This window comes from Paenibacillus sp. QJM3NY_38 (genome assembly GCF_056173265.1).
Genome location: NZ_CM149665.1, coordinates 3,412,758 through 3,436,446 on the forward strand (window position 1 = coordinate 3,412,758; position 23,689 = coordinate 3,436,446).

Sequence of the window (23,689 nt, forward strand, 5' to 3'; positions counted from 1 at the left end):
GATGCCCGTAGTCAAAATTTCACTGCGTCAGGTCAGCATATTAACTGCCATGTATACGATCGGAAGCGCTATTCTTATCGTTCCTTCGGGTATGGCTTCCATTGCTAAGCAAGATGCTTGGATTGCCTGCTTGGTCGGGACCGGCCTCGGATTCATCATTTTGGTGCTGCAGCTGCAAATGTTCAAAAAATATCCGGATACGAATCTGATGCAGTTGTCCGAGAAGCTTTTTGGAAAATGGATCGGCAAAATGATAAACGTTCTCTTCCTGCTTACGTTGTTCCTAGGCGGTCCCGCTACGGTGTTACATGAAATCGGTATTTTCATGACGATTCAGATGCTGCCGGAAACCCCGATTCAGGCGATCATCTTCTTATTTGGAGCCTTGGTTGTGCTGGGGGTTCGTTTAGGCCTTGAAGTGCTGGCTCGTTCAGCGGAAATGCTCTTCCCATGGTTTCTTCTTCTGTTTCTATCCATGAGTTTATTATTATTGTCAGAGATTGAATGGGAGAATGCTATGCCGATTTTCGAATCGGGGGTTAACCCCCTATTTCCAGCCGCGGTCTCTTTCGTTAGCATTGCTTTTCTGCCGCATATCGTATTGATGATCATTTATCCGGGGGCTGTCAACCGCCCGGCCGAGGCTTACAAGGCCGTTTATATCGGCAGTCTATTCGGCGCGATGGTGCTGTTTACGATTATTGCCTTAACCATCTTGGTCCTGGGTCCGGATATAACAGGAAGAAACCTATATCCAAGTTATATGCTGGCAAAAAAAATCAATATCGGCAATTTCCTTCAGCGTATTGAGGCAGTCATGGCCGTGATGTGGTTTATCACTTTGTTTTATCGGATTTCCTTGTATTTCTATGCCATAGCGATAGGCATAAGCCAAATATTTCATATTAAAAACTATCAGCCTCTGGTCGTTCCACTCGGTTGGATTCTGGCTGCGGTTTCCGTCTTCATCTATCCCAATGTTCCATACAAGTTGGTATGGGACAACAAGACTTGGATTCCGTACACGATTACGATCGGATTAATTCTCCCACTGTTGTTGTTCGGCATGCACGGATTGCGTAAAATAGGTTCCAAAAAGACAAAAAAGTCCTCGAAAACCGCCTGAACGGTTGGAGGACAAAGTGGGTTTATTGATAATCCACAGAAATCGCAATTGAAATGGATAATGCTGGAGCTATTGTTCGATCCGTCTACTTGTAGACGGTTTTTTAAGTTGAGCCAGCAGGAAAGGGGAGATTATCTCTTATTGCACTAATAGATGAAGTCACTCTGACTTCATTAAGGAATAACGACGATTGTGATTTATGCCAAATTCTTAGGTTTATCACCGATCAAGCCCATCAAAAACATTTGAGAATAAGCGTAGCCTTTATAAGTCTTGGATAAACACGAAGGAATCGTAAGATCCAGATCCATATAGGTAGTCAAGATCAACTGCGTGAACTCCTTCTGATTCGTCAAGGAATGCTCCTGCAATTGTTTAGCGAATTCCTTGGTGACATGATCCCTTCCTCCCAGTGCTTGCTGCAATTGGTATCCTGCCAAATATAACTCGGCAGCAGAATCTTCATCCGTCTTTCGATGCTCCGCTACATAGTTGCCAATCCAGTCGCGAACCAGAGAAGAAGGGTCCGTATTATTGCCCTTCGCTATCTCTTGAAAGCTCTCCTTAAGTTCTTTGTTTAGACGGATGTGCAGATTAGTATCCATTGGCAAAAGCCTCCTTAACGTTGTAGATCAATTGTACTCAAAGTGACTACATATTGCAAACACAATGTATACACAACAATTACACAATGCATACACGATTCAAACAAGATAGCCTAGCGGATGCTCTCATATCCTATCAAGGTCTGATGCCGACTGAAACCCCGCGTATCTTACAGTCGTATATGATACATTGTCATCTCTGACATCGTTAACAGGAGGAGATAAACCCGTGGCCATGAAACGCAAAGATAAACCCAGTCGTACAGGTATCCATACATATAAGCAGAAAGCGAGAAAACAACGTAAACGATCCAAAGACACCCGCTTCGATCGGTTCTGGTTTTGGATTATGGAAGCGATCGGATGGATCATCCTGCTCGGATCGCTTCTAATGTATTGGGATTCCGCCCGGCTCACGACCATTATAAACAAAGCTCAGCCGGTCCAGCAGTTGACATCCGAAACGACTGGCTATGTACGTCTCGAAGGTCAGGCAGGAGGAGAAGCGGCATATACGGATGAAGGCAAGCTTCAGGGTCGTTACGCTCTGCTCCAGAAAGAGCCATTCCGCTGGGAATGCGGCAAGGGTGGTTGCGATTACAAGCTGGATGATAACGGAAGCCACCAATCTTGGGGAAGTTCAGAGTTAAACGGAGTAACGGTTCAGGCGGAACGGATCAGGTTTTACACGGACTGGCTTCCGCTGAATGTTGCGACGGTTGATCCTAAACATGTCACCCTGATTTACGAAGGAAATTCATCCCGACCGCTGCTGATGGAAAGTCCCAAGGGTACGGCTTACGGGTATTATGCCGTCTCCCCTGGAGATTGGGTGACGGTAATTGGCAGGGCTAGCAAAGGTCAGCTGGAAGCCTTCAACTTACCGGGGGACGATGCGAAGCAGCCTGTCCTGCTCATCGGTACGAGTGTAGAACAGATGTTGTCGGAAGAGAATGGAGTCCAGATCGTGTATTTGATCATTTCTTGTATCGTCGCATTGATGCTGCTCCCTAAGATGATCGGAAGAGCCAAGCGAATCACTCAATGGATAAAGACTAGAAGAGTGAGATAGTATGAACTGCATACGGAGCCGAGGAGCATGGCTGCGGCGAAGGCCGCGGCTCTTGATGCAAGGGTGCAGACACATTTGACATGAATAAAAACGAGGAGTAAAATGAATTCGCAGCTGCTTGAACAATTGTTCAAAACGAACGTTCAAATCTAAGAATCAACTTAACGAATAATTGGAATAGCAAATACATGAAGACAGGTAATGGATGTCAAATGGTAAACGAAGAACAGGTACAGGATCAGGAAAAGGACGTAAAGCAGAAGATTTTAGACGCAGCAAAGAAGCTATTTGCCGGAAAAGGGTTTGAAGGCACAAGCGTCAGGCAAATTTGTGACGAAGCAGGCGTTGCATTAGCGCTGGTATCCTACCATTTCGGAGGAAAGGACAAGCTGCTCTATGCATTGTTCGAACCGCTTAATGAACATTTTGCTAAGCTGTCCTTCAACTTGGAGGAGCCGATCAAAGCGCTTGAAGCGTTTATCCGTGGTTTTGTTGCATACCGTTACGATAACGAAGAGCTGATTCATATCCTGCAACAGGAAATGATGATGCAAAGTCCCCGGCTCAAGATGCTTTCAAATGCCTATTATCCTTCTTGGGTACATCTAAGAGCCATACTGGAATCAGGGAAGAGTCAAGGCGTGTTTCAGTTCGAATCGATTGTGCATGCCGTCCATTTTGTAATGGGGGTCGTGATCTTTTCCAGACAGAACCCGTTCCTCGAGCCAGTGTTCAGCGATTTGCCCCCTGCGGAGGACAATGCCACGCAGGCAGCTGAGCATATCATTCGCCTTGTCTTGAACGGTTTGCATTCATCGTGAACAGCAAAGGGGATAACATCATGAGAGCAGCGAAAATATACGGAACTAAAGACATCAGGGTTGAAGAAACAGCCATTCCTCCTCTTGAAGCGGGAAAGGTGCTCGTCAAAGTGGATTATGCAGGCATATGCGGAAGCGACATGCATGAATATGTAGCGGGTACATTTCCAATCCGCACGCAGCCGGTTCTCGGACATGAATTCTCCGGTACGGTCGTTGAAGTAGGAGAAGGCGTAACCACCGTGGAGCCCGGTGATCAGGTGGCCGTTGAACCACTCATCGCTTGCGGCCATTGCTCCAATTGCCGAAGAGGGATGGCGAATCTGTGCTCGAACAGCGGCGGTTACGGTTATTCCATTTCTGGCGGGTTCGCGGAATACGCCGTAGTTAAAGAGGAGAATGCGTTCAAGCTTCCAGCTGAAATGGACGTTAAGCTAGGAGCACTCGTCGAGCCTACGGCCGTAGCGGTTCATGCGGTACGGCAAAGCACGCTGCGCCTTGGCGATACGGCAGCTATCTTTGGAGCTGGTCCGATCGGTCTTTTGCTCCTGCAAGCGGTGAAAGCGGCGGGAGCAAGCGAAATAATCGTCGTTGAAGTATCCGATGACCGCCGGGAGAAGGCGCTGGAGCTAGGTGCAACCCACGTGCTTAACCCGGTTGAAGTCGATGCAGTTGCACGAATCAAGGAGCTGACGGACGGAGGAGTGGACGTAGCCTTTGATGCGGCGGGTGTGCAGGCCACATTCTTGAGCGGCGTAAGTGCGGTGAGAAAAGGCGGGGAATTCAAGGTTGTGAGCTTGTGGGAGCAGCCGGTCACCTTTAGTCCGAACAGCTTTGTAAAGACCGAAGCCAAAATCACCGGTTCTTACGCTTACGCAAACCTGTTCCCCGAGGTGATTCGATTACTCGCCGGAGGCATCATTGATGGGAACAAGGTCATCACAAGCCTCATACCGCTTGGCGATATTGTCGAGAAAGGCTTTGAAACATTGGCCAATGATCGAAAACAATGCAAAATTCTAGTTGATATGCACTTGTCCTAATGAATCAGCCCTACCAAGATCTTGGTAGGGCTTTTCTATATTGAACCTTACGCCGAATTTAATGAAAGATAGATATATTATCCAATCAGCCTTCAACCAATGCGCTTTATTATATATAATTAAATTCTTACATATTTTTATAAACCACTTAGGTTAATAAAAGCAGAGCGAGGTGAGCGTGATGGAGGATACCATCAACATTGTAGAATATGACCAGAGCTGGACGGAAGCTTTTGAATCCGAAAAAGAAGCGCTGCTTTCGAGACTTGGTCCGAAGCGGTAGCCATCGAGCATGTGGGGAGTACCGCGATTCCCGGGCAGGCATCCAAGCCGGTGATCGACATTTTTGTCGGCTTGACGCCGCTCCGGCCGGTCGCCTATTACGAATCAAGGTTTGATCCGGCTAGCTATACGCATATTCCAACCGGAATGCAGGGGAGATATTTATTTGCCAAGCGTACGGAAGGAAAGTGGACCCATAATGTTCACCTTATGATGTATGATGCGTCGTTCCCTACGAGAAATGAAATTGTGCTGCGAGATTATTTGCGTAGACATCCGGAGCTTGTCACGCAGTACGGCGCAGTAAAAAGGGCGGCTGCCCTAAACGCAAGTTCCATGGAAGCCTACACGAAGGAGAAAACCGCTTTTATTCAGATGGTTGTGGACGCGGCCCGAAGTGAGCTGGGCCTTCCGATGCAGAATGTATGGGAAGATTAAGATTAAAAACAGCGCGACCAGCGCTACCAAGGTACACGCTGATCGCATGAAATTTAATGGGGATATGCCGTATCAAATTCGACGCCGCACGGACCGCCATTCGGATTGATGTCGAGATTGACTTCCGTGCCGTCCTCCCGGAATAATGGCCGATAGAAAGCACCGATCTTGACAGCCGAGGCGTTGGCGTAGTGGCAGATGAAGGCTCGGCGAAAACGGTTGGATTTGTTACGGTAGGAGCCGTGGATCAGATTGCCGTTAAAGAACAGCACATCGCCTTTGTCCATGATCGCCGGGAGTGCCTTGCTGTCTTTGGGCGGCTTCACGAAATGGGTGGTGAACGACTCGTTCGAATCGGCTTCCTCCGGGCACACCAGAGCATAATCACTTGTTTTCGGAACGACGAGCAACCCGCCGTTCTCTTCATTAGACGCATCGATTGCGGTCCACGCCGCGATACAGTTCCCCGGCTCGACCTGCAGGTAAAAATTGTCCTGGTGCAGCGCTTGACCGCGGGAACCCGGGGGTTTGTAATAGAACATGCTTTGAGCCGCGAGTGCCGGCTCCCCATACAAATCGGCCAGTACATCCATAACAGGCTTGTGCAGCATATATTTCATCGCGGTCGGATTAAAGCGGTGCGGATGCATCACACGGGGATAACGCTTCAGCGGTTCGACAACTTCCTCATCCAACACCGGCTCAAAGTGGCCAGGAACGGTAGTATGACTGATCTCCTCAAACGTTGCTTCGATTTCTGACACCTCCTCCTGGCGGAAGAGCCCTTTTACGATTAAATAACCTTCCGTTTCGAACAATTGCAACTGTTCTTGAGTCAATACTCTTGGCTGCTTTTGCATGAGAATGCCTCCTGTACGTTTATTGTTTTTCCTATTGACAATAGAATATCGTCTGCTTAACTTGAGAGGAAGTCAGTATTCTGCTTATTAATACCGGGATTCTGCTATTCTGTTATTACAGGTACAAAAGGAGGAGAGGTTCATGCGAACGCCGGCGGGCAGGCACGTGAAACCCTTAGAAAGTACCGGCACCATATTCGGCGACCATTTCGACCAAGACGATGCTTATCGCTTACGTCGCCCTCATGGCATGAAGGACTGGCTACTTGTTTATACGCTGCATGGAGAGGGCTATGTCCGGACGCCTGCCGGAGAGAAACGCTGCGGGCCTGGACAGCTTGGCCTACTGCGCGCCAATATCGCGCATGAATACGGAACTGTGCAGGGGAAACGCTGGAACTTCCTGTGGATTCATTATCCTGGACTTCCGGAAAACAGGATGCTGCGTTATGAGGAGTTTTTGGTCGAAACGCTGCCCGATGAACGTGTCCGTGGGCGAGTCGAGCAAACATTTCGGAATGTACTTCAAGATTCGCTGGATCGTTTGGATCTATGGGAGGCACTGTGTGAGAATTCGGTGCGTGAAATTTTGCTCCTGCTTGCGCAGCGGATGAACAAAAGACTCGATCCCAGAGTCGAGCAGACCCTTGGTTTGCTGTCCCGATCGTTAAAAGAAGATATTCGAATTGATGCGATATCGCGAGAGGTCGGAATATCGGGATCAAGGCTGGCCCACTTGTTCAAGCAAGAAACGGGGTACACCATTGTAGAGCATCTGAATCAAATGAGGATTCGCCATGCCGCCTTATTGATGACCCATTCCGGCCGTACGGCGAACGAAGCCGCGCAGGATGTAGGGTTTAACAGTTACAATCATTTTGCCGATCAGTTTCGCAAACAGTACGGGGTTTCACCGAGGCAGTACCGCCAGGCGTGGAAGCCTACATGAAGGCTGCAAGGCTTAAGTTATCCATAAATCATACCAATAGAAAGAAGCTGCCTGAAAGAGCATTGTGTAGAATCACTCTGTACAACCTCCATGATGAGATGTTAACTTATAAGGATGTCCCTAATATAGAAAGAAGGTATTAAGTTGGCACGATCCTTATATGTTTCACTCATCCTCCTATGTCTCATATGGGGAGGTTCGTTCTTTTTCGTCAAAAATTTGCTGCACGATTTCGGCCCGTGGGGGATCGCCTTTCTGCGATCAACCTTTGGATTTCTCTTCATCACAGTCGTTATGCTCATCATGCGAAAGCCGTTTGCCCTGCGGCAAATCCGCTGGCTGCCCACCATCGTGATCGCGATGATCAATATGGCCCTGCCATGGACCTTAATCGGGTTTAGTGAGACCAGGCTGGCCAGCAGCATGGCTTCGGTATTGAATGCAACGACGCCGATTTGGACCATGATCGTCGGGTTGCTGTTCTTCGGCTCCGTGTTTAGGCGGATTCAATGGATGGGCATGGGCGTCGCGCTTGTCGGACTGATCATTCTGCTCGGCATTCGACCCGGATCATTTATTACCGTCGATTTCATTGGGTTTGCGACGATGATAGGTGCTACTTTGTGTTATGCCGTTGGTTCGCAGTTATCCAAACGTTTATTGGGCGGACTGAGTATGTATCAGTTAACGTTCGCAACATTGCTTGGGGCAATGGCAGGGAGTGGAGTAATCGCTCTTACAACGGAAAAGGTTGAACTTGCCAAGATCGCGGAGCCTGCCAATATAGGTTCTCTTGTTGGCCTGGGCATCTTCGGCTCTGGTGTAGCATATATTCTGTTCAATTATATGGTCTTGAAAGGGAGCCCCGAGTTTGCGACATCCGTCACTTATCTCGTTCCTGCAACGGCGATGATCTGGGGATATACACTGCTGGATGAACCGATTGGATGGAGCCTGATCCTCGGCCTAATTCTCATTTTATCCGGGGTGTTTATCACCAATCGTGGCGGACGAACACAAAAAGAAAGAGTTGCTGCTGTACCTAAGTAACATTCAATAGCACCAAGAAGGACTGCTAAAGAGGCAGTCTTTTATTTTTTTATCCCCGCGTTGTACCTTAACTGAAGCATTCAAGTAATTAAGGGAATTTCGATATAAACGAAAATGAAGAATTTCCTAAAGAGCTTCCTAAAGAAGGAAGGATGCCGCGTGTGATACGAATTTATACTTTGCTCCGGGCCGCTTAAATTGCGGCTTTTTTCTTGTTAACCTTCGGGTTTAGTTATTTATCTATTGGGTTCTAAGCTTGAAATTTTCGATGAAGATTTTGCGATTATTCTACCACTTTTGCAAAATCCACTTTGACCGATAACGAGATAAATGTAAGAAAACAAAATAAATATCGATTGACACCATCTTGCTATTTGCCTAATATACGGGCCAGACGACCCGGGTCCAAGTTCTGGATTCTACTTACAAGGGCTTGTCAATGCATCGAAAAAGGAGGATCCGTATACAAAAACCGAGACTAACGCCCGTTCGCTAGCCGCATGTATGCGCAGTGGTTTTTCGGGAAGACAACGACTGATTCTAGGGAGGTTATTTATGAGATTTAGAAAGGGTGGCAAGTTCCAGGTCATCATGCTTGCAATTTGTTTTATATTAGCATGCTCGGGAGGCAGCGGTGTCGCAGCTGCTTCCGGGGAGAGCAGGCTGGCTCAAAAAACATATGGAACACCGGAAGAAATTCTGGTCCCTAACAACTATACGGTGGCCGTGTTCAACGGTACCACTGGCAAGGAAGAGGGCCGCAACGTGCTTTACGCGACCAGTAAAGGAAAACCGGGGCATCTTAATGTCATTGATCTGGAGGATTATAAACTGCTGCGGAGCATTCCGATCGGACCCTCCGAAAGCTCATGGGCACATACGACGGCACCGGACGGAACATTGTTCCTTGCGGCTGACGGTGGCGGGGCAAGGCTGTGGAGTTACTCACCGGTTACTCACGTCCCTGTGCAAGTGGCACAGTTCGACGGCCAGTCGGTTCCGAACAGCATTACCACGGATGAACAGGGCCGCGTGTATGTCGGAACCTATCCCGGCGGCAAAGTGTATCAGTATGACCCGGCTACCAAGCAAACCAAAGATTATGGCCGCGTCATCGGGCTGCTTGACCAGGAATATGTACGCTCCATTGCTTATCAGGGCGGCAATATATATGCAGGTACCGCGCATAAGCAGATCGTACGCGTGAATCTAGCCACAGGTGAGAAAACAAATATTGCTGCTTCCCTGCCGGTTAAAGAAGACACCGTATATGACCTGAGCACGATTGATAACCGTTATTTGTTTGCCCGATATACGGACGGAAGCGGCATTCCTGGAGAGGCGTTTATCTACGATACGCAGACGGAAAGCTGGCTGGATGTTGTGCTGGAGAACGTAACGGGGCTGCACGCAACGGACTCGCTTGACGGAAAACTGTATTATATGTCCGACAAGAAGCTGAAAACGTTTAATCTTGCCACGCATGAGGTCGAGTTAACCGGAATGGAGTACAACAGCGGATTTCGGGGAGTAGATTGGGTTGAATTTCCCCATAATCCGGAATACCCGGGCAAAAATCTGGTGACCGTCCGTTATGACGGCGGCGTTACAATCATGAATATCGAAACGAAGCAAGTGCACCTGTTGCCGCCGGTCATTCCAGGTCTGCCCGGGGTTGTCAACCGGTTGAAAAGCGTATCCCATACGGAGCTGATCACCACCGGCTCGCAGGCGCGATCCTCGCTCGTCGATCTGACGGATAACATCGCAACGCCGTTCAGCATCGGCCAGGCGGATAGCGTTCATGCCGTGGGCAATAAAGTCTATATGGGCGTGTATCCGGAGGGCGGACTGTACGAGTTCGATTTATCGACGGAGCCTGGAATGAACAATCCGAAGCGACTGGCCGTACTGGGCAACGATCAGGAGAGGCTGGTGGATATCTCCAGTTCCAAAGGCAAGCTCTACATTTCGACGATATCTGGCTACGGTACGTTGGGCGGCTCATTGACCGTTTATGATACCGTCACCGGAGAAATCAACTTGCATCGCAATGTCGTCCAGAATCAGAGCGTGCTCAGCACGACGGTTCATGACGGCAAGGTGTTCGGCTCCACCACGATTCGAGGCGGACTGGGTTCTGAGCCGACGGAAGCGGAAGCGAAGATTTTTGTCTGGGATGAGGAGACACAGCAAAAAATAGCAGAGTTTCCGCTCCGGGTTCCCGGTCTGGATAAGCCGATATTCATCGGCGATCTTTCCGCCGGTCCGGACGGTTTGATCTGGGGGGCATCCTATGAGTATATTTTTGCGATCGATCCCGATACGTATCAAGTTGTGAAGAGCAAAAAAGTGTATCCAAGCTTAAACTTCAGCCAATGGGCTCACCACCCGCTGCGTTGGTCGGAGGATGGACTGCTCTATGTGCTGTTTAACAACAAACTGACGGTCATAGACCCTGAAACGCTGGAACATCGGACATTGGCCGACACCTCCAGATTCGATCTGCATGCTGACGGGAACCTGTACTTCACGGATATGCAAACCAATACGATCCTATATCGGATGGAAGTTGACGGAGAGGTTATTGAAGAACCGCCGCATACGGCTGTTCCGGTTACCAATCCGGGCTTTGAAGAGGAATTAAAGGGATGGAGTCCATTATTCGCTCCAGGCAACGGGTATCGCTATGATCGCAGCACGGAACGCAGTTTCACGGGAACACACAGCTTGAAGATTACGGACACGCTGAGAACGGCATCCGTTGCCGTTCAGAGTGATCCGATTCCCATCATTCCGGGAGAGGAATATACGGCAGGCATGAATCTTTATATTGAATCCGGTCAGCCTGGCTTTATGTTCCGTTTCTTTGATAGCAATAACGCGACCATCTCCACCTTGGAAACCCATTTGGATGAATCGCGATTGGCACAATGGCAGAAAGTGACGCTAAGAGGGAAGGCTCCGTCTAATGCAGCTTACGCGAAACTGATTGCGGTAACTTCCAGATACAATGTGGCAACGGCCTATTATGACGATTTCTTTGTAACGGTAAAAGACAGTGTGCCGCCTGTCTCCACGGTTAGTCTATCGCCTTCTCCCAACGAGAACGGCTGGGTGAAATCCGATGTGTCCTTGTCCATTTCTGCCGACCGCGCGTACTCCATTGCATACGCTGCGGAAGGGGCACAGCCGATAGAGAAGACTACAACAAAAGGGAATACGGCCCAGCTTGAAATCACGAAGGAAGGCGTCACGACGGTCACCTATTCCGCCACTAACTTCTCAGGCGTGACTGAGGTTCCGGGGACGCTGAAGGTGCAGATCGACAAGACGGCACCTGTCGTTGAATTCACCGGTGAGCGTACGTACACAGTAACCGACTCTGTATACGTTTCGTGCAGCGCCGTTGACAGTCTGTCCGGGTTAGCTGACAATCCTTGTTCTCATGCACTGATTGAACGTCCTGCCTATTTCTTCGAGCCGGGATCCCACGATATCTCGGTCACGGCAATCGATCTGGCGGGAAATAAAACGGAAGCGGTCTTTCGTTTCGAGGTGATTGTAACGTACGATAGCTTGTCCGAGCTTGCAGCGCATTTCGCCGCGAGCGATCCAGGACTCGCACGATCGCTCTCAAGTAAACTCCTCCAAGCGAAAGAGGCCGACAATAGAGGTAACACCTCTGCCAAGGAAGGCATGCTGAACGCTTTTTCCAATCAAATTAGCGCACAATCCGGCAAAATATTGACGGGTGAACAAGCAGAAATACTTACCAAACTGGCAGGTTACCTGTAAGCAAACGAAAGCTTTAGCCATTTTAATAGCACGACACTTTTCTTCTATATCAATGTCCATATTGTAGGAACAGCCGCGTGAATTACGCGGCTGTTTTTGTTGTCCACCACATGTATGGAATGGATTGTTTCTCATCATTAAGAATGGCTGTATCGTCGAAATTTGTCATAACAAAAGTGCAATTTATACTTCTAAAGTAGCAATTTTTCGATGTCATATTGACTGGAAATTGAATGCTAACTAGAATGTGTTATAACAAATAATCAATACATTCAAAATTGTTAATACAAGTAAGTACGAGCAGGAGGTGGTGCATTGCCAACGGAAGCCGATATTAGTCGTCCACCGTGGCTAATATTCACTTACGCAATTTGATCGAGAAAAAGGAGGTCATGACAAAGCATGGACGCCCGATTAAACTCGGCATCCCCACAGCCCGCTCCAAAGTCCAACAAATGGACGCATGTTAAAAGGCAGCTTAAGCGAAATATCGGGTTGTATATCATTATCTCGCCGGCGGTGCTTTATTTTTTGATCTGGCATTATTGGCCGATGTACGGCGTTCAGATCGCCTTCAAGGATTTTATGCCTGGCCTTGGCATTTGGAACAGTCCATGGGTCGGATTCGGGCACTTCGAGCGGTTATTTGACGCATATTATTTTTGGACGATTCTGAAGAATACCATCGGGATCAGTTTATACGGTCTGTTGGTTGGCATTCCCGCTCCGATCCTGCTGGCGCTTTTGTTCAACGAGATTCGAAATCGTAAATTCCGCTCATTCGCCCAAAGCATCTCCTACGCACCGCACTTCATTTCGGTTGTGGTCGCGGTCGGTATTCTGTTCTTCTTTATCTCGCCGACGAATGGCGTCTTCAACTCCATCCTTGTTTCCTTGGGGAGGGAACCGGTCGATTATTTGGCAGAGCCATTGAAATTCTGGCATCTATACGTCTGGTCGGGCGTATGGCAAGGAGTTGGCTGGTCTTCGCTCATCTACAGCGCTGCCATCTCGGGCATCTCGCCTGACCTGTACGAGGCGGCTTATATGGACGGGGCCAGCAAATTTCGGCGAATTTGGCATATAACGATTCCCGGTATCGTTCCGACCATCGTGATCCTGTCCATCTTGAGCGCCGGCGGCATCATGAGTGTCGGCTTCGAGAAAATTCTGTTGATGCAAAACGCGATGAACCTGGAAACCTCCGAGGTGATCTCCACTTACATGTACAAGAGCGGACTGCTTAACACCCAGTACAGCTTTTCAGCGGCAGTCGGCCTGTTCAACAATGTGATCAATTTTATCATCCTGATTATCGTCAATGCGGTTGCACGCAAAGCGGGGGAGACCAGCTTATGGTAGAAGTCGTCGATGCAGGATTAAGGAGGGAATGTAAGAAGTGCTGCTGAATATCAAACGAACGCCTGGAGAAAAGCTGGCCGATATCATCATTCTAGTGCTGTCCATTCTGGTAATCATCGTCATTTTGTACCCGCTTCTCTTTGTTTTGTTTGCTTCATTTTCCGATCCGCGCCAAATTTGGGACAAGCCGCTGCTGCTGTTCCCGGCAGGCTTCAATCTTGACAGTTATGCCAAAGTGTTCGAGAACAGCGAGATCTGGAGAGGGTATGCCAATACGCTTCTGTACGCATTCATAGGGACGGCGATCAATATTATGATGACGGTATTTGGCGCTTATCCGCTCTCCAGAAAGCGTTTTTACGGCAAGGGACTGTTTACGCTGCTGTTTGCTTTCACCATGTTTTTCGGCGGTGGACTGATCCCTCTTTATTTGGTAAACAAGGAGCTCGGACTTCTGAATACGATGTGGGCCTTGGTACTGCCTGGTGCGATCAGCGCCTACAACATGATTATAATGCGAACCTACTTCCAGACCCGGATTCCGGTGGAGCTCGAAGAGAGCGCCTACGTCGACGGCTGCAATGATTTTCATATGCTGTATCGAATTGTGCTGCCTTTGTCGATGCCGATCATTGCCGTAATGATCCTGTTTTACGGGGTCGGCCATTGGAACTCTTATTTTGACGCTATGATTTATTTGACGGATCGTAGTAAATTTCCGCTGCAGCTGATTTTAAGAGAAATACTGGTTCAGAACGACTTCAAGGAAATGGCCGGAATATCGGTCGGTGCCGAATATGCGGATCAGATGATGGTCAAGGAAGGCTTGAAATATGCGATCGTCGTATTATCCGCGCTGCCGCTGCTCCTGTTGTATCCGCTGTTGTCGCGTTTCTTTGAGAAAGGCATCATGGTGGGAGCTATCAAAGGGTAAGCCGATATAGAGGGCGGTCATTACCGCTTGGAACTCATAATCATGAAAAGAGGGGATATGGATATGAGAAAAGGAATGAAACTTCTGCTTGCCTTAACGATGTCATTTTCGTTGACGCTTTCCGCCTGCGGCGGTTCAGGGGGTAAGGCGGAACCGGAACCGGCCGGAACGGACGGAGATCCTGGGAACATCAAGCTAAGGATTGTCAAGCGCGGGTATACCGATGTGCATCCTCCGGCCGATCAATTATGGATGTGGCAAAAATACGAAGAAATGTCCGGCATTCAAGTCGAATTTGAGGAGCTGGCGGGTTCCGCCGTCAACGAACGAAAAAATGTCATGCTCGGCTCCAACGACCTGCCGGATGCATTCTATCGCATTGCTTTCGGAACCGACGAGCTGATGAAATACGGCAAACAAGGCTTATTTGTTCCGCTCGAGGAGCTGATTGAGCAGCATGCTCCGAATTTGAACAAACTCCTGAAGGACAATCCGGACATTAAGGGAGCCATCACGATGTCGGACGGGCATATTTATGCCCTGCCTTACGTCGATTTCTCTAAAGCGTTCAATTCCGTTCGCCTGTATATCAATAAGGATTGGCTGGATGAAGCGGGGCTTGAAGTGCCCAAGACGACCGAGGAGTTCCGACAAGCGCTCATGAAGGTTCGGGAGAAGGACAGCTCCCGTCTCGGGTGGGTGCTTGAATCGCAGTACTGGACTTTCCTGGAGAGTTTCCTGGCTGGCAGCTTCGGCATGGGGGAAGGCGGTGCCAAGGCATTCGGTCAATATCTATATAAGGACGCGGACGGACAGGTTAAGACAACGTTTAATGATCCGAAGTACAGAGAACTGCTCCGTTTCATGAGCGATCTGTACAAGGACGGGTCACTGGCCCAGCAAAATTTTACGACAGGCTATGATTATGCGAAGTGGTCTACGGACGGCTCCAACAATCTGATCGGTTCGTTTGTATGGGAAGGACCGGGATATATCGGTAAGGATGCAGCCGAGAACTATGTAGGCATTCATGCCCTCGAGGGGCCGAACGGGGATAAAGTCGCCGGGGTGCTGGGGCCGCCGGCCAAAGGGATTTTCGGCTTTGTCATCACCAACAAAAACAAATATCCGGTTGAAACCATCAAGTGGATCGATTATTTCTATGGGGAGGAAGGGATTAACTTTGCCACCTTTGGACTTGAGGGCGAAACCTATGATATGGTTGACGGCAAACCGAAATACAAGGACGAGATTCTAAATTACAAGGGCGGCGTGCAGCTGGGCGCTTTCCAATATGTTGATAATGTGTATGGTGCTTATTATCCATATGTTGAGCCAGACGACGATTTGCGGATGGCGGCACGTGGGACGACGGTAGCCGACGAGATTAAGGCGGATCCGGCTGAGCTGGATCAGTTGGCGCCCCAAGAGCTTTGGCCAGATTTTGTTCCTACGGATGAGGAAGCCAATCAAACGAGCGCGATCCTGACCGATATCAATAAATACATTGAGGAGATGCGGGTGAAGTTTGTGACGGGGAAAGCCAGCTTGGACACGGACTGGGATAACTACGTAAAGACTCTGGACAAAATGGGAGCCCAGAGCTACTTGGATATCAAACGAGCGCAGTATGAACGTTATACAAATGTAAAGTAATCGAAATGACTCGAAGTAGGAAGATAGGAGCGGTTTACATGCCAATGATGCAAACGCTATAATTTTAGTACGACAAGATTTACACTGGAAAATAGATATAGATGGGATGAGAACCAAGTTGACCAAAGACAATAAACCACCGCTGTATCGCGTGATGATGGATGAGCTGAAATCGCAAATTTCTTCAGGCCACTATGCTCCTGAAGCCCAGCTTCCTACGGAGGCCGAGCTAAGCTCCACCTTCGGCGTGAGCCGTATTACAACAAGAAGAGCGCTTGAGGAGCTGGAGCGGGACGGGTTTATCTACCGTGTCAAGGGAAGCGGCAGCTTTGTTAAACCCCGGCAACGTGGGCAGGAGCAGCGGTCGGTTGGAATGGATAAAATGATATCGCTGATCCTGCCTTCCGAAGACGATCGCGGCACGATGGGATATATTCGCGGAGCTTCGGACTGGCTCAACGCGAACGGTTACTATTTGAGCATTCACCAAAGCGACTACGATTCCCAGAAAGAACGCGATCTGCTGGAAATGCTGATCCGAAAGGGCATTGCGGCCATTATATTGTATCCGCGGAACGATCAGACGAACTACGACATTCTGCATCGACTTTGCCTTGAAGATTATCCGATCGTGACGATCGATAAATATTTTGACAGTCTGCCGGTAGGGGCGGTGGTTTCTGACAATTTCAGTGGATCCTATCAAGCCGTATCCAGGCTGATTGAGCTCGGTCATCGAAAGATCGCGTTTCTTACAGCAGTCAGCATTGAATCAACCTCTTCGGTGCGCAACCGGTATTTCGGATACTGCCAAGCGCTGAAGGACCATGGACTTCCCGTTGATAGCCGTTATATCAGGCTAAATATGAAGGATTATCGGGAGAAGGTTGGCTTTGAACGATTTTATAATGAGCTGCTGGACTCTTACCGGACGGAAGGGGTAACGGCTGTTCAGACGGAGAATGATCTGATCGCCGCCAACCTGTTGAACCGCTGTTTGGAACGAGGGATCCGTATTCCGGAGGATATTTCGATCATAGGTTTTGATAATAATCCTGTCACAGAGCATGTCATAATTCCGCTGACCACCGTTGAGCAGAATTTTTACGAGATTGGACGCCAAGCTGCCGAACATGTTGTAAACTGGCTCGAGAGAGGGAAACAGACACCGGACCGGACACTGATCCCCGTCAAGCTGGTGGAGCGTGATACAACCGCAGCTGCTCCTAGAGGGAAAGTCACGGAGTAGATAGGATATGAAAGGATGATATGAAGGCTGATTGCCGGGAAGGGCTTCTTACCTGCTGCAATCAGCCTTTTTATAGGTATGTAAAAGTTGAGTATAATAATTCTCTACTTACTCAATCACTCCGCAAGGATGGTACATTATTTAGAGGCACGGAGGAGGTGAACAACATGTGTACCATTCATATGCTGGTGGGGATACCCGGCAGCGGAAAAAGCTATTATGCCAAACAATTATGCAAAAGCGAGCGGGCCGTCATCGTTGCGACGGACTCGATCCGTGAAAGATTGTTCGGCAGCGAATCCAAACAGAAAAATACGTATCTGGTATTTGATGCAGCTTTCGCCGAGATCGAACAGGCGCTTGCGTCCGGACGAAATGTCGTTTTTGATGCCACCAATGTCAGCCGGGAGCGGAGACAGAAGTTCCTGAAGCGATTTGGCGATCGATCGGTGGAATGCCATATCTGCACAACCCCTTATGAAGTGGCTCTGGAAAGAGTCAAGGGACGCAAACGCCGGCTCGACGAGAAGATCATGACGAAATATGCCAAGAACCTTGAATTTCCTGTCATGAGAGAAGGATTCAGTGATCTGCATCTCGTTCATGAGCAGAGCGAAACGCAGCTTGCAAGAGAAGAACTGGAAGTGCTGTTAACACGCAGACCGGGTCATGATGAGTTATTTCTCTACTTGTCTCAATCGCCCTATTTCAATGTGATGCTGGGATATGATCAGGAGAATCCGCATCATTCCAAAACATTGTCGGAGCACACGTATACCGTGCTGGAATATATCAATGCTTTCTATGAAGGCGAGCATCTACTGGCTATACAGTTAGCAGCACTGTTCCATGACGCGGGCAAGCCGTTTTGCAAAGTATGGAAGAAAGCAAGAGGGTACTATTCCTATTATGGGCACGAGCACGTATCGGCAAGCATAACCTGCCATACATTGCAGGACCTTGGATATGATGATGATTTCATTCAGCACGTCGTTCAACTTGTGAGCTTTCATATGGAAATTTTGCATGGAGGGGATGCAGGGGCATCCAAAATCTATCATTTGTTAGGCGAAGATATGCTGGCAGAGCTGTATTTCTTCGCGGAAGCCGATACCTTCGGCAAATAAGGAGGTGAACAACGATGAAAATAAAGTATCCCAAAACGATGCATTTGCCTTGGTCCAGAGGATATACGGATGACGATAAGATTTTACGAAACACGGACCATTTTACGGGACAGGAGGTCGTCATTACCGAGAAAATGGACGGGGAGAACACCACGATGTACCCCGGTTTCATTCATGCGAGATCGCTGGACAGCAAGGATCATCCTTCCCGTCATTATGTGAAGACGCTGCATGGGGGCATCAAGTATTTGATTCCGGAGGGTTATCGTCTCTGCGGGGAAAACGTATATGCCAAGCATTCGCTTTTGTACTCGGCGCTGCCGTCCTACTTCATGCTGTTCTCCGTGTGGAATGAGTTGAATGTGTGCCTGTCATGGGATGAGACGGAGGAATGGGCGCAACGTTTGGGGCTGGTTACTGTTCCTGTCTTGTACCGGGGCATCTGGGACGAGGATGCTGCCAAGGCTTGTTATACGAAGCAGTCAGACTGCGGCGGGGAGCAGGAAGGTTATGTGGTTCGGCTGGCTTCCGCATTTGCATATGACGACTTTAAAGGCAGCGTTGCCAAGTTCGTTCGCAAGAATCACGTACAAACCGATGAGCATTGGCTAAGCAAACTGATCGAACCGAATCGTTTGGCTGCTGCGGAATAGACGATGGGTGATTGTAATAAACACTAAGTTTTAGAAAATGAGGTGCTGATCATGTAATTCCAGATTGCTTTTTATATGAGATAATGTAAATAGATAAAGACAGGAGCTGCCGCTTAAATCGGGGCTTTTTTTATTGTTGTTTGTACATAGGGTTACCACATCTTGTTAGTTCAAGTATAATGAACCTATACATATGGATCAGAATACAGACCCTCATTATTTCATGATAGGAGTAAAGAAGAATATGAAGATGTTTCGAGTTTCTGCTCCTTCAGGGATCAGATTGATGATTTCGATGTTGATTTTAATCGCTATTCTTCTTGAAAATATAATAAGAGGCCATGAAGAAAGGGACTTCTTTTATTATGCCTGCATGGTGTGGTTAGTTTTTTGTTTCGCCGTATTCCTCATCTCCGTATATCGAACCTATCTGATGAAACCAGGCGTGTTGGAAATGACTCAAGACGGAATCGTCATAAACGGTACAGTCATTAACGTTGAAGCTGTGAAATGTTTGCTGATCAACCATGACAGGAAACCGGTGGTCGGGATCAAGCTGAAAGGGCGTGCAATCGTCCCTCTAAAGTTATGTTTTACGTTTGCGGAGGAGCAGACGGAGGGAATCAGGCAGCTGGAGTTTTGGGCACGCGAAAGACGTGTGAAGGTTTCTAAAGGTTTTTTTATGAGATGGCTGTAGAAAGCACTTACTTATTATTCCACCTAAAGGAGGATGATAATGGAGGGGTTATACTCATTTATTATCCTTGTTATTTGTGTTGGTCAATGGGTCTTAAGGAAGATCATCGACGTAGGCGAGGAAGAGATGCGTGACACACCGGTCCATAAATGGTATCTTCTGGGCTCTTGGGCTTTATTAATTCCGATACTCATCCTTATATGGACGATGGATAGGAGCAGACCCAATCCCATATGGCCGTTCTTATTATCCGTAATCTTCTGCTTTCGCGGATATATGGAGTGGAAATACATGCGTGAAAGCAGGCACCATCAAGTTTCAATCCTATTGGCTTCAGTTTCGCTTTTCTTCACAGGATTGATGATATTAATTCTCTTATTAAAATATTAAAAAAAAGCAATCAGAAAGAAATGTCCCGGAGATGGGTCAGCTATAATGTAATCAGGTGTTTAGTCATGGATTACATTATGGGGAGAGGCAAACATGAATAATATGTTCAATCATGTAGATATGACTCAAATCTTAAACCGAATCGACACATTAAGCGCTCAATCACAACCGTTATGGGGAAAAATGGATGCTGCCCAAATGCTGTCTCACTGCTCCGCGTTCCAAGATATCGCCATGGGCATCACAAACCCGCCAAGAGGCTGGTTAGGCAGGTTGGTAGGGAATCTTGCGAAGCCTGTGTTTTATAATGAAAAACCGTTACCCCGCAATATGTCTACGATTCCGGATATTTTGATTGCGGATCCAAGGGAATTTGAAGCGGAAAGAGAACAATTGAAAGAAAAAATTATAGCATTCCAAAAGAACGGACCTGAGAGATGTACCACGCATCCTCATGCATTCTTCGGTAAATTGACTCCGGAGCAATGGGGGAGGGGATTATACAAGCATCTGGACCATCACTTGAAACAGTTTGGTGTTTAAGGCTCAGGAAACCTGTGCAGTATTGATGCGAATATCCCTCCGTAGAGCCAGCATACAACGTACGTTGACTCTACGAGGTAGGAGGGTTTGCTGCAGATTATCTATTGTTCTTTATAACCAATCCGCGTATTTCTCCATTGTAAACTCGCCTTCCAGCTCCAGCCGGGTATCCGGCATACTGCCGTCATAATAGTTGACGTCCATCGTTGTTCCCGTCCAATATACGTAAAATACACCATTTCCTCGATATTCAATGCGTCCCCGGTTATTATTCACTTCTTGGTGTTCAAAATAATACAACCTTGCATCCAGGCTTCTGGAGTTCTCGTTGTAACCCTGGGTTATCGTAAATTCCAGCGGTACAAACTCATCGAGTTTTAACTTATCCAGATAAATCGTAAGCTCCGCATCCGGATTGTTCAATATTTCATCCGAGTCCGGTAAAGACTGGAGCGGCTCGGGTTCCGTCTCGGTCTCGAACCAGAGCATGATGTGCGGCCGTTCATTGACTTGGGTGCGGGTTGGATAGGCTTTGGATTCGGTCAAAGCGTGTTTTTCGGTTCCGTTATACCGGATTAAAGTTAAAGTTCCTGTCATGCAAATCTCCTTATCCATCTCTCCTTAGTATTCTTGAAGCGATAAATATTCCAGCAGGGCATCCATTTGCTCGCTTCCCAAAAGATCAGTCAGTGATGGCATCACATGGGCGAGAAAATCCGGTTTGGTCTCATAGGTTTCTTCGTCGCTGGTTTCACCTTGGAAATGAAGAGCACCTTGAATGAGAATGGACAGCGCGTGAAAGCAATCTGCAAGCGAATTCGCGATCAGCTTAGGCTCGCCACCTTCGAATGCGGCATATACGGGCGAACCACTGGCTTGGACGTCTACAATCAGCGGATCATCATTCACATTGGCAATCACGACGTGATGAACAGGCCAAGTGCTCGATTCCACGATTTCACCACCGTCGCTAATCCAGCGATAACCCAATTGCTGCCGGGTCAGATGCTCAGGAGAAACAAAGTAGATAACCGCCGATTCTCCGATCTCAACCGCCGCGTTTTTCATTTTATGGGTTCCTTCGGCCATAGCGTCAATCATCTCATAATGGCTATATAGATAGATCAGCTCAGGGGACAGCCTGATACGTTCATCCACGGGTGGCATCCGGACATCGGACCGCTGTCGTATTTCATGATCGGTGAAGAGCCCGAAATCCCGATTATATAAGTCCTGTTGTTCTATGAATCTCGTTAGTGCGGCTTCCATTTCCAGCATTTATTTCATCCCTTCCAGCATATTAACCGAATTATAACACGCCAAGTCACCGTGGTTAAGCGAGGGAATACGAACTCAGGAATGAAATATGGTAGAATATCCCGTATGAGGGGGCTACGAGAGATGAAATATGAATTCAATATTACAGCGTCGATTTCCGAGCTCGTATGGTATCCGGATGAACGCTCTGACGAGTATAAGGTACACCCGAACTTCAAAGCGGTGATGGATCGGCTTGGCATAACGATTCCCGTAAGAAATATATATGAACGGTACTTTGATAGTCCGGTGAATAGCGGACATGTTCTGGTATTCCACGAGGTGGAGGATTCGGTTTCCTGCATTGTGCTGGACACGTATCGCGATCCGCTGGATCAGCTGGATATGATTCAGCTGGGTTGGCGAAGCCATAGTGGGGATAACGAGATTCGTCGGCTATCCCGCAAATTTTATGATGAATGTGAGTTTGCGGTCCGCTACCAGGAAGGACAATCGGTATTGTACGAAATGCTGCGCGAAGATCGATATCCACGGCAATTCCGCTATGATACGGTATTTGAGCAGAAGATGAAACGATACGTAAATTTCGCGGGTTCCCCTAATTTGAAGGAGTGAGCAATTCGGGTTTATGTCGGATGAAGCACAGCGGAATTTGCCGGAAGAGGGGGAATCTCTTGAGGACTGGCTGAGCTTTGAGCAGACCAATCTGCTGCATGTGCCCCGTACTAGGCAATGTGACGAATGTCCAGGTTAGAAATACAAGCAGCCTCGTGAATGGAAGGCTGCGAGATCATTCTTGTCGATCCGCCTCTAAGGCCCATTTCGCTCGATAAGCGGCAGGGGGGATGCCCTTGAACTTGGTGAACAGCCTTGTGAAGTAATGAACGGATGAGAACCCGGTTCGCTCTGCAATCACCTTGATGGGTTCTTGGGTGTGCTGGAGCATTAATTCGGCTGCCCGGATCCGTTCGGTGCGAACCATTGAGGTAAAGGATTCATGGATGCTCTCCGCAAACAATCGGGATAATTGCCGCTCGGACACATTCAGGTAAGCCGCTACTTCGGGTAGTGACACAGGCCCGCTGAGGTTGTCTCTTATGTACAACTTTGCCTTTTGAATGAGTTGTAATGTGGATGATAGGAGTGGAGCGCTTTCGAAGCTGCCGGAAGCCCCGAGCAAACCAGGAAAGGATTGCAGGAGTACATGTGCCAGCTTGGGCAGAAGCGATGAAGGCAGCGAGTCATCGGATTCCGACCGGATCAGCATGGATTTCCATATTTGGGTGGCGGGTGATTCGCCCGCATGCTCGGTCCAAACAGCACATCGATCAAGCGCTTCCATGTATTTCACCGATACATCGGGAGCTGATGGTTTCTCCATCGCTTCAAACGCAACGAACAACAGATTCAGATCGTGAACGTCTTTAATCTGATGTAACCGACCTGGGCGTGTACAGAAAGCTACCCCTTCATATAAGGGATAAGTCTGATTTTCGTCCGTATATACACCGGTCCCGCCGTCCACATAACAAATCTCATAGAATGAATGGCGATGTATGGAATTGGCCGTCAAATGCCGGACGGTCCCCCAGTAATGGACAAGGAATGAGAGGCTTTCACCCTCAAGCCGTCCGGCATAACGATTAAGGCGTTCCTCGCTTTTGCTCCAATGATACAAGGCAGTTTACAGCTCCTTTGGCGTAATTTTGCAAAACGTCGTCATCCCCGTGCAAATACGATTTCGCTTGCCCTTACT

The 23,689-nt window shown here is 48.2% G+C and carries 23 protein-coding genes; 18 read left to right on the forward strand and 5 right to left on the reverse strand.

Features of this window, described 5'->3' with window-relative positions; genetic code table 11:
- Window position 1: 1 nt before the first annotated feature.
- Window positions 2-1,126 carry a GerAB/ArcD/ProY family transporter gene (locus AC0VZ8_RS15860; RefSeq protein WP_475487487.1) on the forward strand — a complete coding sequence of 375 codons (1,125 nt, stop codon included), beginning with the start codon at window positions 2-4 and terminating at the stop codon, window positions 1,124-1,126.
- Window positions 1,127-1,323: 197 nt separating this feature from the next.
- On the opposite strand, the gene AC0VZ8_RS15865 is transcribed toward AC0VZ8_RS15860, so the two are convergent.
- Complete coding sequence (locus AC0VZ8_RS15865; RefSeq protein ID WP_475487488.1) at window positions 1,324-1,731, reverse strand: hypothetical protein; 408 nt, start codon at window positions 1,729-1,731, stop codon at window positions 1,324-1,326.
- A gap of 229 nt (window positions 1,732-1,960) precedes the next feature.
- Here AC0VZ8_RS15865 and AC0VZ8_RS15870 point away from each other — a divergent pair, with 229 nt between their 5' ends.
- The 4 genes from AC0VZ8_RS15870 to AC0VZ8_RS15885 all read left to right on the forward strand — a co-directional run bounded on the left by AC0VZ8_RS15870 (window position 1,961) and on the right by AC0VZ8_RS15885 (window position 5,387).
- Window positions 1,961-2,803 carry a hypothetical protein gene (locus AC0VZ8_RS15870; protein WP_475487489.1) on the forward strand — a complete coding sequence of 281 codons (843 nt, stop codon included), beginning with the start codon at window positions 1,961-1,963 and terminating at the stop codon, window positions 2,801-2,803.
- A gap of 212 nt (window positions 2,804-3,015) precedes the next feature.
- A complete protein-coding gene (locus tag AC0VZ8_RS15875; protein ID WP_260067337.1) occupies window positions 3,016-3,624 on the forward strand; it encodes a TetR/AcrR family transcriptional regulator in 609 nt (202 codons plus the stop codon).
- Between the two features lie 20 nt (window positions 3,625-3,644).
- Entirely contained in the window at window positions 3,645-4,667 is a 1,023-nt protein-coding gene (locus AC0VZ8_RS15880; protein WP_071223995.1) for a 2,3-butanediol dehydrogenase, read from the forward strand.
- 294 nt (window positions 4,668-4,961) lie between these two features.
- Complete coding sequence (locus tag AC0VZ8_RS15885; RefSeq protein ID WP_475487490.1) at window positions 4,962-5,387, forward strand: GrpB family protein; 426 nt, start codon at window positions 4,962-4,964, stop codon at window positions 5,385-5,387.
- Between the two features lie 53 nt (window positions 5,388-5,440).
- Here AC0VZ8_RS15885 and AC0VZ8_RS15890 read toward each other — a convergent pair whose 3' ends face one another.
- Window positions 5,441-6,247, reverse strand: a complete 807-nt coding sequence (locus AC0VZ8_RS15890) for a phytanoyl-CoA dioxygenase family protein (protein ID WP_475487491.1) — start codon at window positions 6,245-6,247, stop codon at window positions 5,441-5,443.
- 142 nt (window positions 6,248-6,389) lie between these two features.
- On the opposite strand from AC0VZ8_RS15890, the gene AC0VZ8_RS15895 reads away from it, so the two are divergent.
- The 12 genes from AC0VZ8_RS15895 (at window position 6,390) to AC0VZ8_RS15950 (ending at window position 20,655) form a co-directional block, all read left to right on the forward strand.
- Window positions 6,390-7,196, forward strand: coding sequence for a helix-turn-helix domain-containing protein (locus AC0VZ8_RS15895; RefSeq protein ID WP_475487492.1), 807 nt, complete (start codon window positions 6,390-6,392; stop codon window positions 7,194-7,196).
- Window positions 7,197-7,340: 144 nt separating this feature from the next.
- The gene (locus AC0VZ8_RS15900; RefSeq protein ID WP_475487493.1) at window positions 7,341-8,246 is read left to right on the forward strand and encodes a DMT family transporter; all 906 of its coding nucleotides are present in this window, start codon (window positions 7,341-7,343) and stop codon (window positions 8,244-8,246) included.
- A gap of 555 nt (window positions 8,247-8,801) precedes the next feature.
- Window positions 8,802-12,044: a hypothetical protein gene (locus AC0VZ8_RS15905; RefSeq protein WP_475487494.1), complete on the forward strand. Its 3,243-nt coding sequence runs from the start codon at window positions 8,802-8,804 to the stop codon at window positions 12,042-12,044.
- 402 nt (window positions 12,045-12,446) lie between these two features.
- Window positions 12,447-13,406 carry an ABC transporter permease gene (locus AC0VZ8_RS15910; RefSeq protein ID WP_475487495.1) on the forward strand — a complete coding sequence of 320 codons (960 nt, stop codon included), beginning with the start codon at window positions 12,447-12,449 and terminating at the stop codon, window positions 13,404-13,406.
- 37 nt (window positions 13,407-13,443) lie between these two features.
- Window positions 13,444-14,340, forward strand: coding sequence for a carbohydrate ABC transporter permease (locus tag AC0VZ8_RS15915; protein ID WP_216531383.1), 897 nt, complete (start codon window positions 13,444-13,446; stop codon window positions 14,338-14,340).
- Window positions 14,341-14,403: 63 nt separating this feature from the next.
- Window positions 14,404-15,996 (forward strand): ABC transporter substrate-binding protein, encoded by a 1,593-nt coding sequence (locus AC0VZ8_RS15920; RefSeq protein WP_475487496.1) that lies wholly within the window; start codon window positions 14,404-14,406, stop codon window positions 15,994-15,996.
- Between the two features lie 118 nt (window positions 15,997-16,114).
- On the forward strand, window positions 16,115-17,245 hold the full coding sequence (locus AC0VZ8_RS15925) for a GntR family transcriptional regulator (RefSeq protein ID WP_475487497.1): 1,131 nt from the start codon (window positions 16,115-16,117) through the stop codon (window positions 17,243-17,245).
- 167 nt (window positions 17,246-17,412) lie between these two features.
- Window positions 17,413-18,372 (forward strand): AAA family ATPase, encoded by a 960-nt coding sequence (locus AC0VZ8_RS15930; RefSeq protein ID WP_475487498.1) that lies wholly within the window; start codon window positions 17,413-17,415, stop codon window positions 18,370-18,372.
- 14 nt (window positions 18,373-18,386) lie between these two features.
- Complete coding sequence (locus AC0VZ8_RS15935) at window positions 18,387-19,025, forward strand: RNA ligase family protein (RefSeq protein ID WP_475487499.1); 639 nt, start codon at window positions 18,387-18,389, stop codon at window positions 19,023-19,025.
- A gap of 244 nt (window positions 19,026-19,269) precedes the next feature.
- Entirely contained in the window at window positions 19,270-19,722 is a 453-nt protein-coding gene (locus AC0VZ8_RS15940; RefSeq protein ID WP_475487500.1) for a hypothetical protein, read from the forward strand.
- A 207-nt stretch (window positions 19,723-19,929) separates the two neighbouring features.
- On the forward strand, window positions 19,930-20,112 hold the full coding sequence (locus AC0VZ8_RS15945) for a DUF4181 domain-containing protein (protein ID WP_475487696.1): 183 nt from the start codon (window positions 19,930-19,932) through the stop codon (window positions 20,110-20,112).
- A 93-nt stretch (window positions 20,113-20,205) separates the two neighbouring features.
- Window positions 20,206-20,655, forward strand: a complete 450-nt coding sequence (locus tag AC0VZ8_RS15950; protein ID WP_475487501.1) for a DUF1569 domain-containing protein — start codon at window positions 20,206-20,208, stop codon at window positions 20,653-20,655.
- 111 nt (window positions 20,656-20,766) lie between these two features.
- Here AC0VZ8_RS15950 and AC0VZ8_RS15955 read toward each other — a convergent pair whose 3' ends face one another.
- Together AC0VZ8_RS15955 and AC0VZ8_RS15960 are read right to left on the reverse strand one after the other, a co-directional pair.
- Window positions 20,767-21,252, reverse strand: coding sequence for a hypothetical protein (locus AC0VZ8_RS15955; RefSeq protein ID WP_475487502.1), 486 nt, complete (start codon window positions 21,250-21,252; stop codon window positions 20,767-20,769).
- Between the two features lie 24 nt (window positions 21,253-21,276).
- A complete protein-coding gene (locus AC0VZ8_RS15960) occupies window positions 21,277-21,933 on the reverse strand; it encodes a hypothetical protein (RefSeq protein ID WP_475487503.1) in 657 nt (218 codons plus the stop codon).
- Between the two features lie 123 nt (window positions 21,934-22,056).
- On the opposite strand from AC0VZ8_RS15960, the gene AC0VZ8_RS15965 reads away from it, so the two are divergent.
- Complete coding sequence (locus AC0VZ8_RS15965) at window positions 22,057-22,548, forward strand: hypothetical protein (protein WP_071221831.1); 492 nt, start codon at window positions 22,057-22,059, stop codon at window positions 22,546-22,548.
- Window positions 22,549-22,723: 175 nt separating this feature from the next.
- Here the strand turns inward: AC0VZ8_RS15965 and AC0VZ8_RS15970 are convergent, their stop codons facing one another.
- A complete protein-coding gene (locus AC0VZ8_RS15970; RefSeq protein WP_071221830.1) occupies window positions 22,724-23,611 on the reverse strand; it encodes an AraC family transcriptional regulator in 888 nt (295 codons plus the stop codon).
- Window positions 23,612-23,689: the final 78 nt, after the last annotated feature.

What these genes read in the sequence shown, in the direction of transcription:
- AC0VZ8_RS15860 (WP_475487487.1), top strand. Translation starts at nt 2, where the DNA reads ATGCCCGTAGTCAAAATTTCACTGCGTCAGGTCAGCATATTAACTGCC.
- AC0VZ8_RS15865 (WP_475487488.1), bottom strand. Translation starts at nt 1,731, where the DNA reads ATGGATACTAATCTGCACATCCGTCTAAACAAAGAACTTAAGGAGAGC.
- AC0VZ8_RS15875 (WP_260067337.1), top strand. Translation starts at nt 3,016, where the DNA reads ATGGTAAACGAAGAACAGGTACAGGATCAGGAAAAGGACGTAAAGCAG.
- AC0VZ8_RS15880 (WP_071223995.1), top strand. Translation starts at nt 3,645, where the DNA reads ATGAGAGCAGCGAAAATATACGGAACTAAAGACATCAGGGTTGAAGAA.
- AC0VZ8_RS15890 (WP_475487491.1), bottom strand. Translation starts at nt 6,247, where the DNA reads ATGCAAAAGCAGCCAAGAGTATTGACTCAAGAACAGTTGCAATTGTTC.
- AC0VZ8_RS15895 (WP_475487492.1), top strand. Translation starts at nt 6,390, where the DNA reads ATGCGAACGCCGGCGGGCAGGCACGTGAAACCCTTAGAAAGTACCGGC.
- AC0VZ8_RS15905 (WP_475487494.1), top strand. Translation starts at nt 8,802, where the DNA reads ATGAGATTTAGAAAGGGTGGCAAGTTCCAGGTCATCATGCTTGCAATT.
- AC0VZ8_RS15910 (WP_475487495.1), top strand. Translation starts at nt 12,447, where the DNA reads ATGGACGCCCGATTAAACTCGGCATCCCCACAGCCCGCTCCAAAGTCC.
- AC0VZ8_RS15920 (WP_475487496.1), top strand. Translation starts at nt 14,404, where the DNA reads ATGAGAAAAGGAATGAAACTTCTGCTTGCCTTAACGATGTCATTTTCG.
- AC0VZ8_RS15930 (WP_475487498.1), top strand. Translation starts at nt 17,413, where the DNA reads ATGTGTACCATTCATATGCTGGTGGGGATACCCGGCAGCGGAAAAAGC.
- AC0VZ8_RS15935 (WP_475487499.1), top strand. Translation starts at nt 18,387, where the DNA reads ATGAAAATAAAGTATCCCAAAACGATGCATTTGCCTTGGTCCAGAGGA.
- AC0VZ8_RS15940 (WP_475487500.1), top strand. Translation starts at nt 19,270, where the DNA reads ATGAAGATGTTTCGAGTTTCTGCTCCTTCAGGGATCAGATTGATGATT.
- AC0VZ8_RS15945 (WP_475487696.1), top strand. Translation starts at nt 19,930, where the DNA reads ATGGATAGGAGCAGACCCAATCCCATATGGCCGTTCTTATTATCCGTA.
- AC0VZ8_RS15950 (WP_475487501.1), top strand. Translation starts at nt 20,206, where the DNA reads ATGAATAATATGTTCAATCATGTAGATATGACTCAAATCTTAAACCGA.
- AC0VZ8_RS15955 (WP_475487502.1), bottom strand. Translation starts at nt 21,252, where the DNA reads ATGACAGGAACTTTAACTTTAATCCGGTATAACGGAACCGAAAAACAC.
- AC0VZ8_RS15960 (WP_475487503.1), bottom strand. Translation starts at nt 21,933, where the DNA reads ATGCTGGAAATGGAAGCCGCACTAACGAGATTCATAGAACAACAGGAC.
- AC0VZ8_RS15965 (WP_071221831.1), top strand. Translation starts at nt 22,057, where the DNA reads ATGAAATATGAATTCAATATTACAGCGTCGATTTCCGAGCTCGTATGG.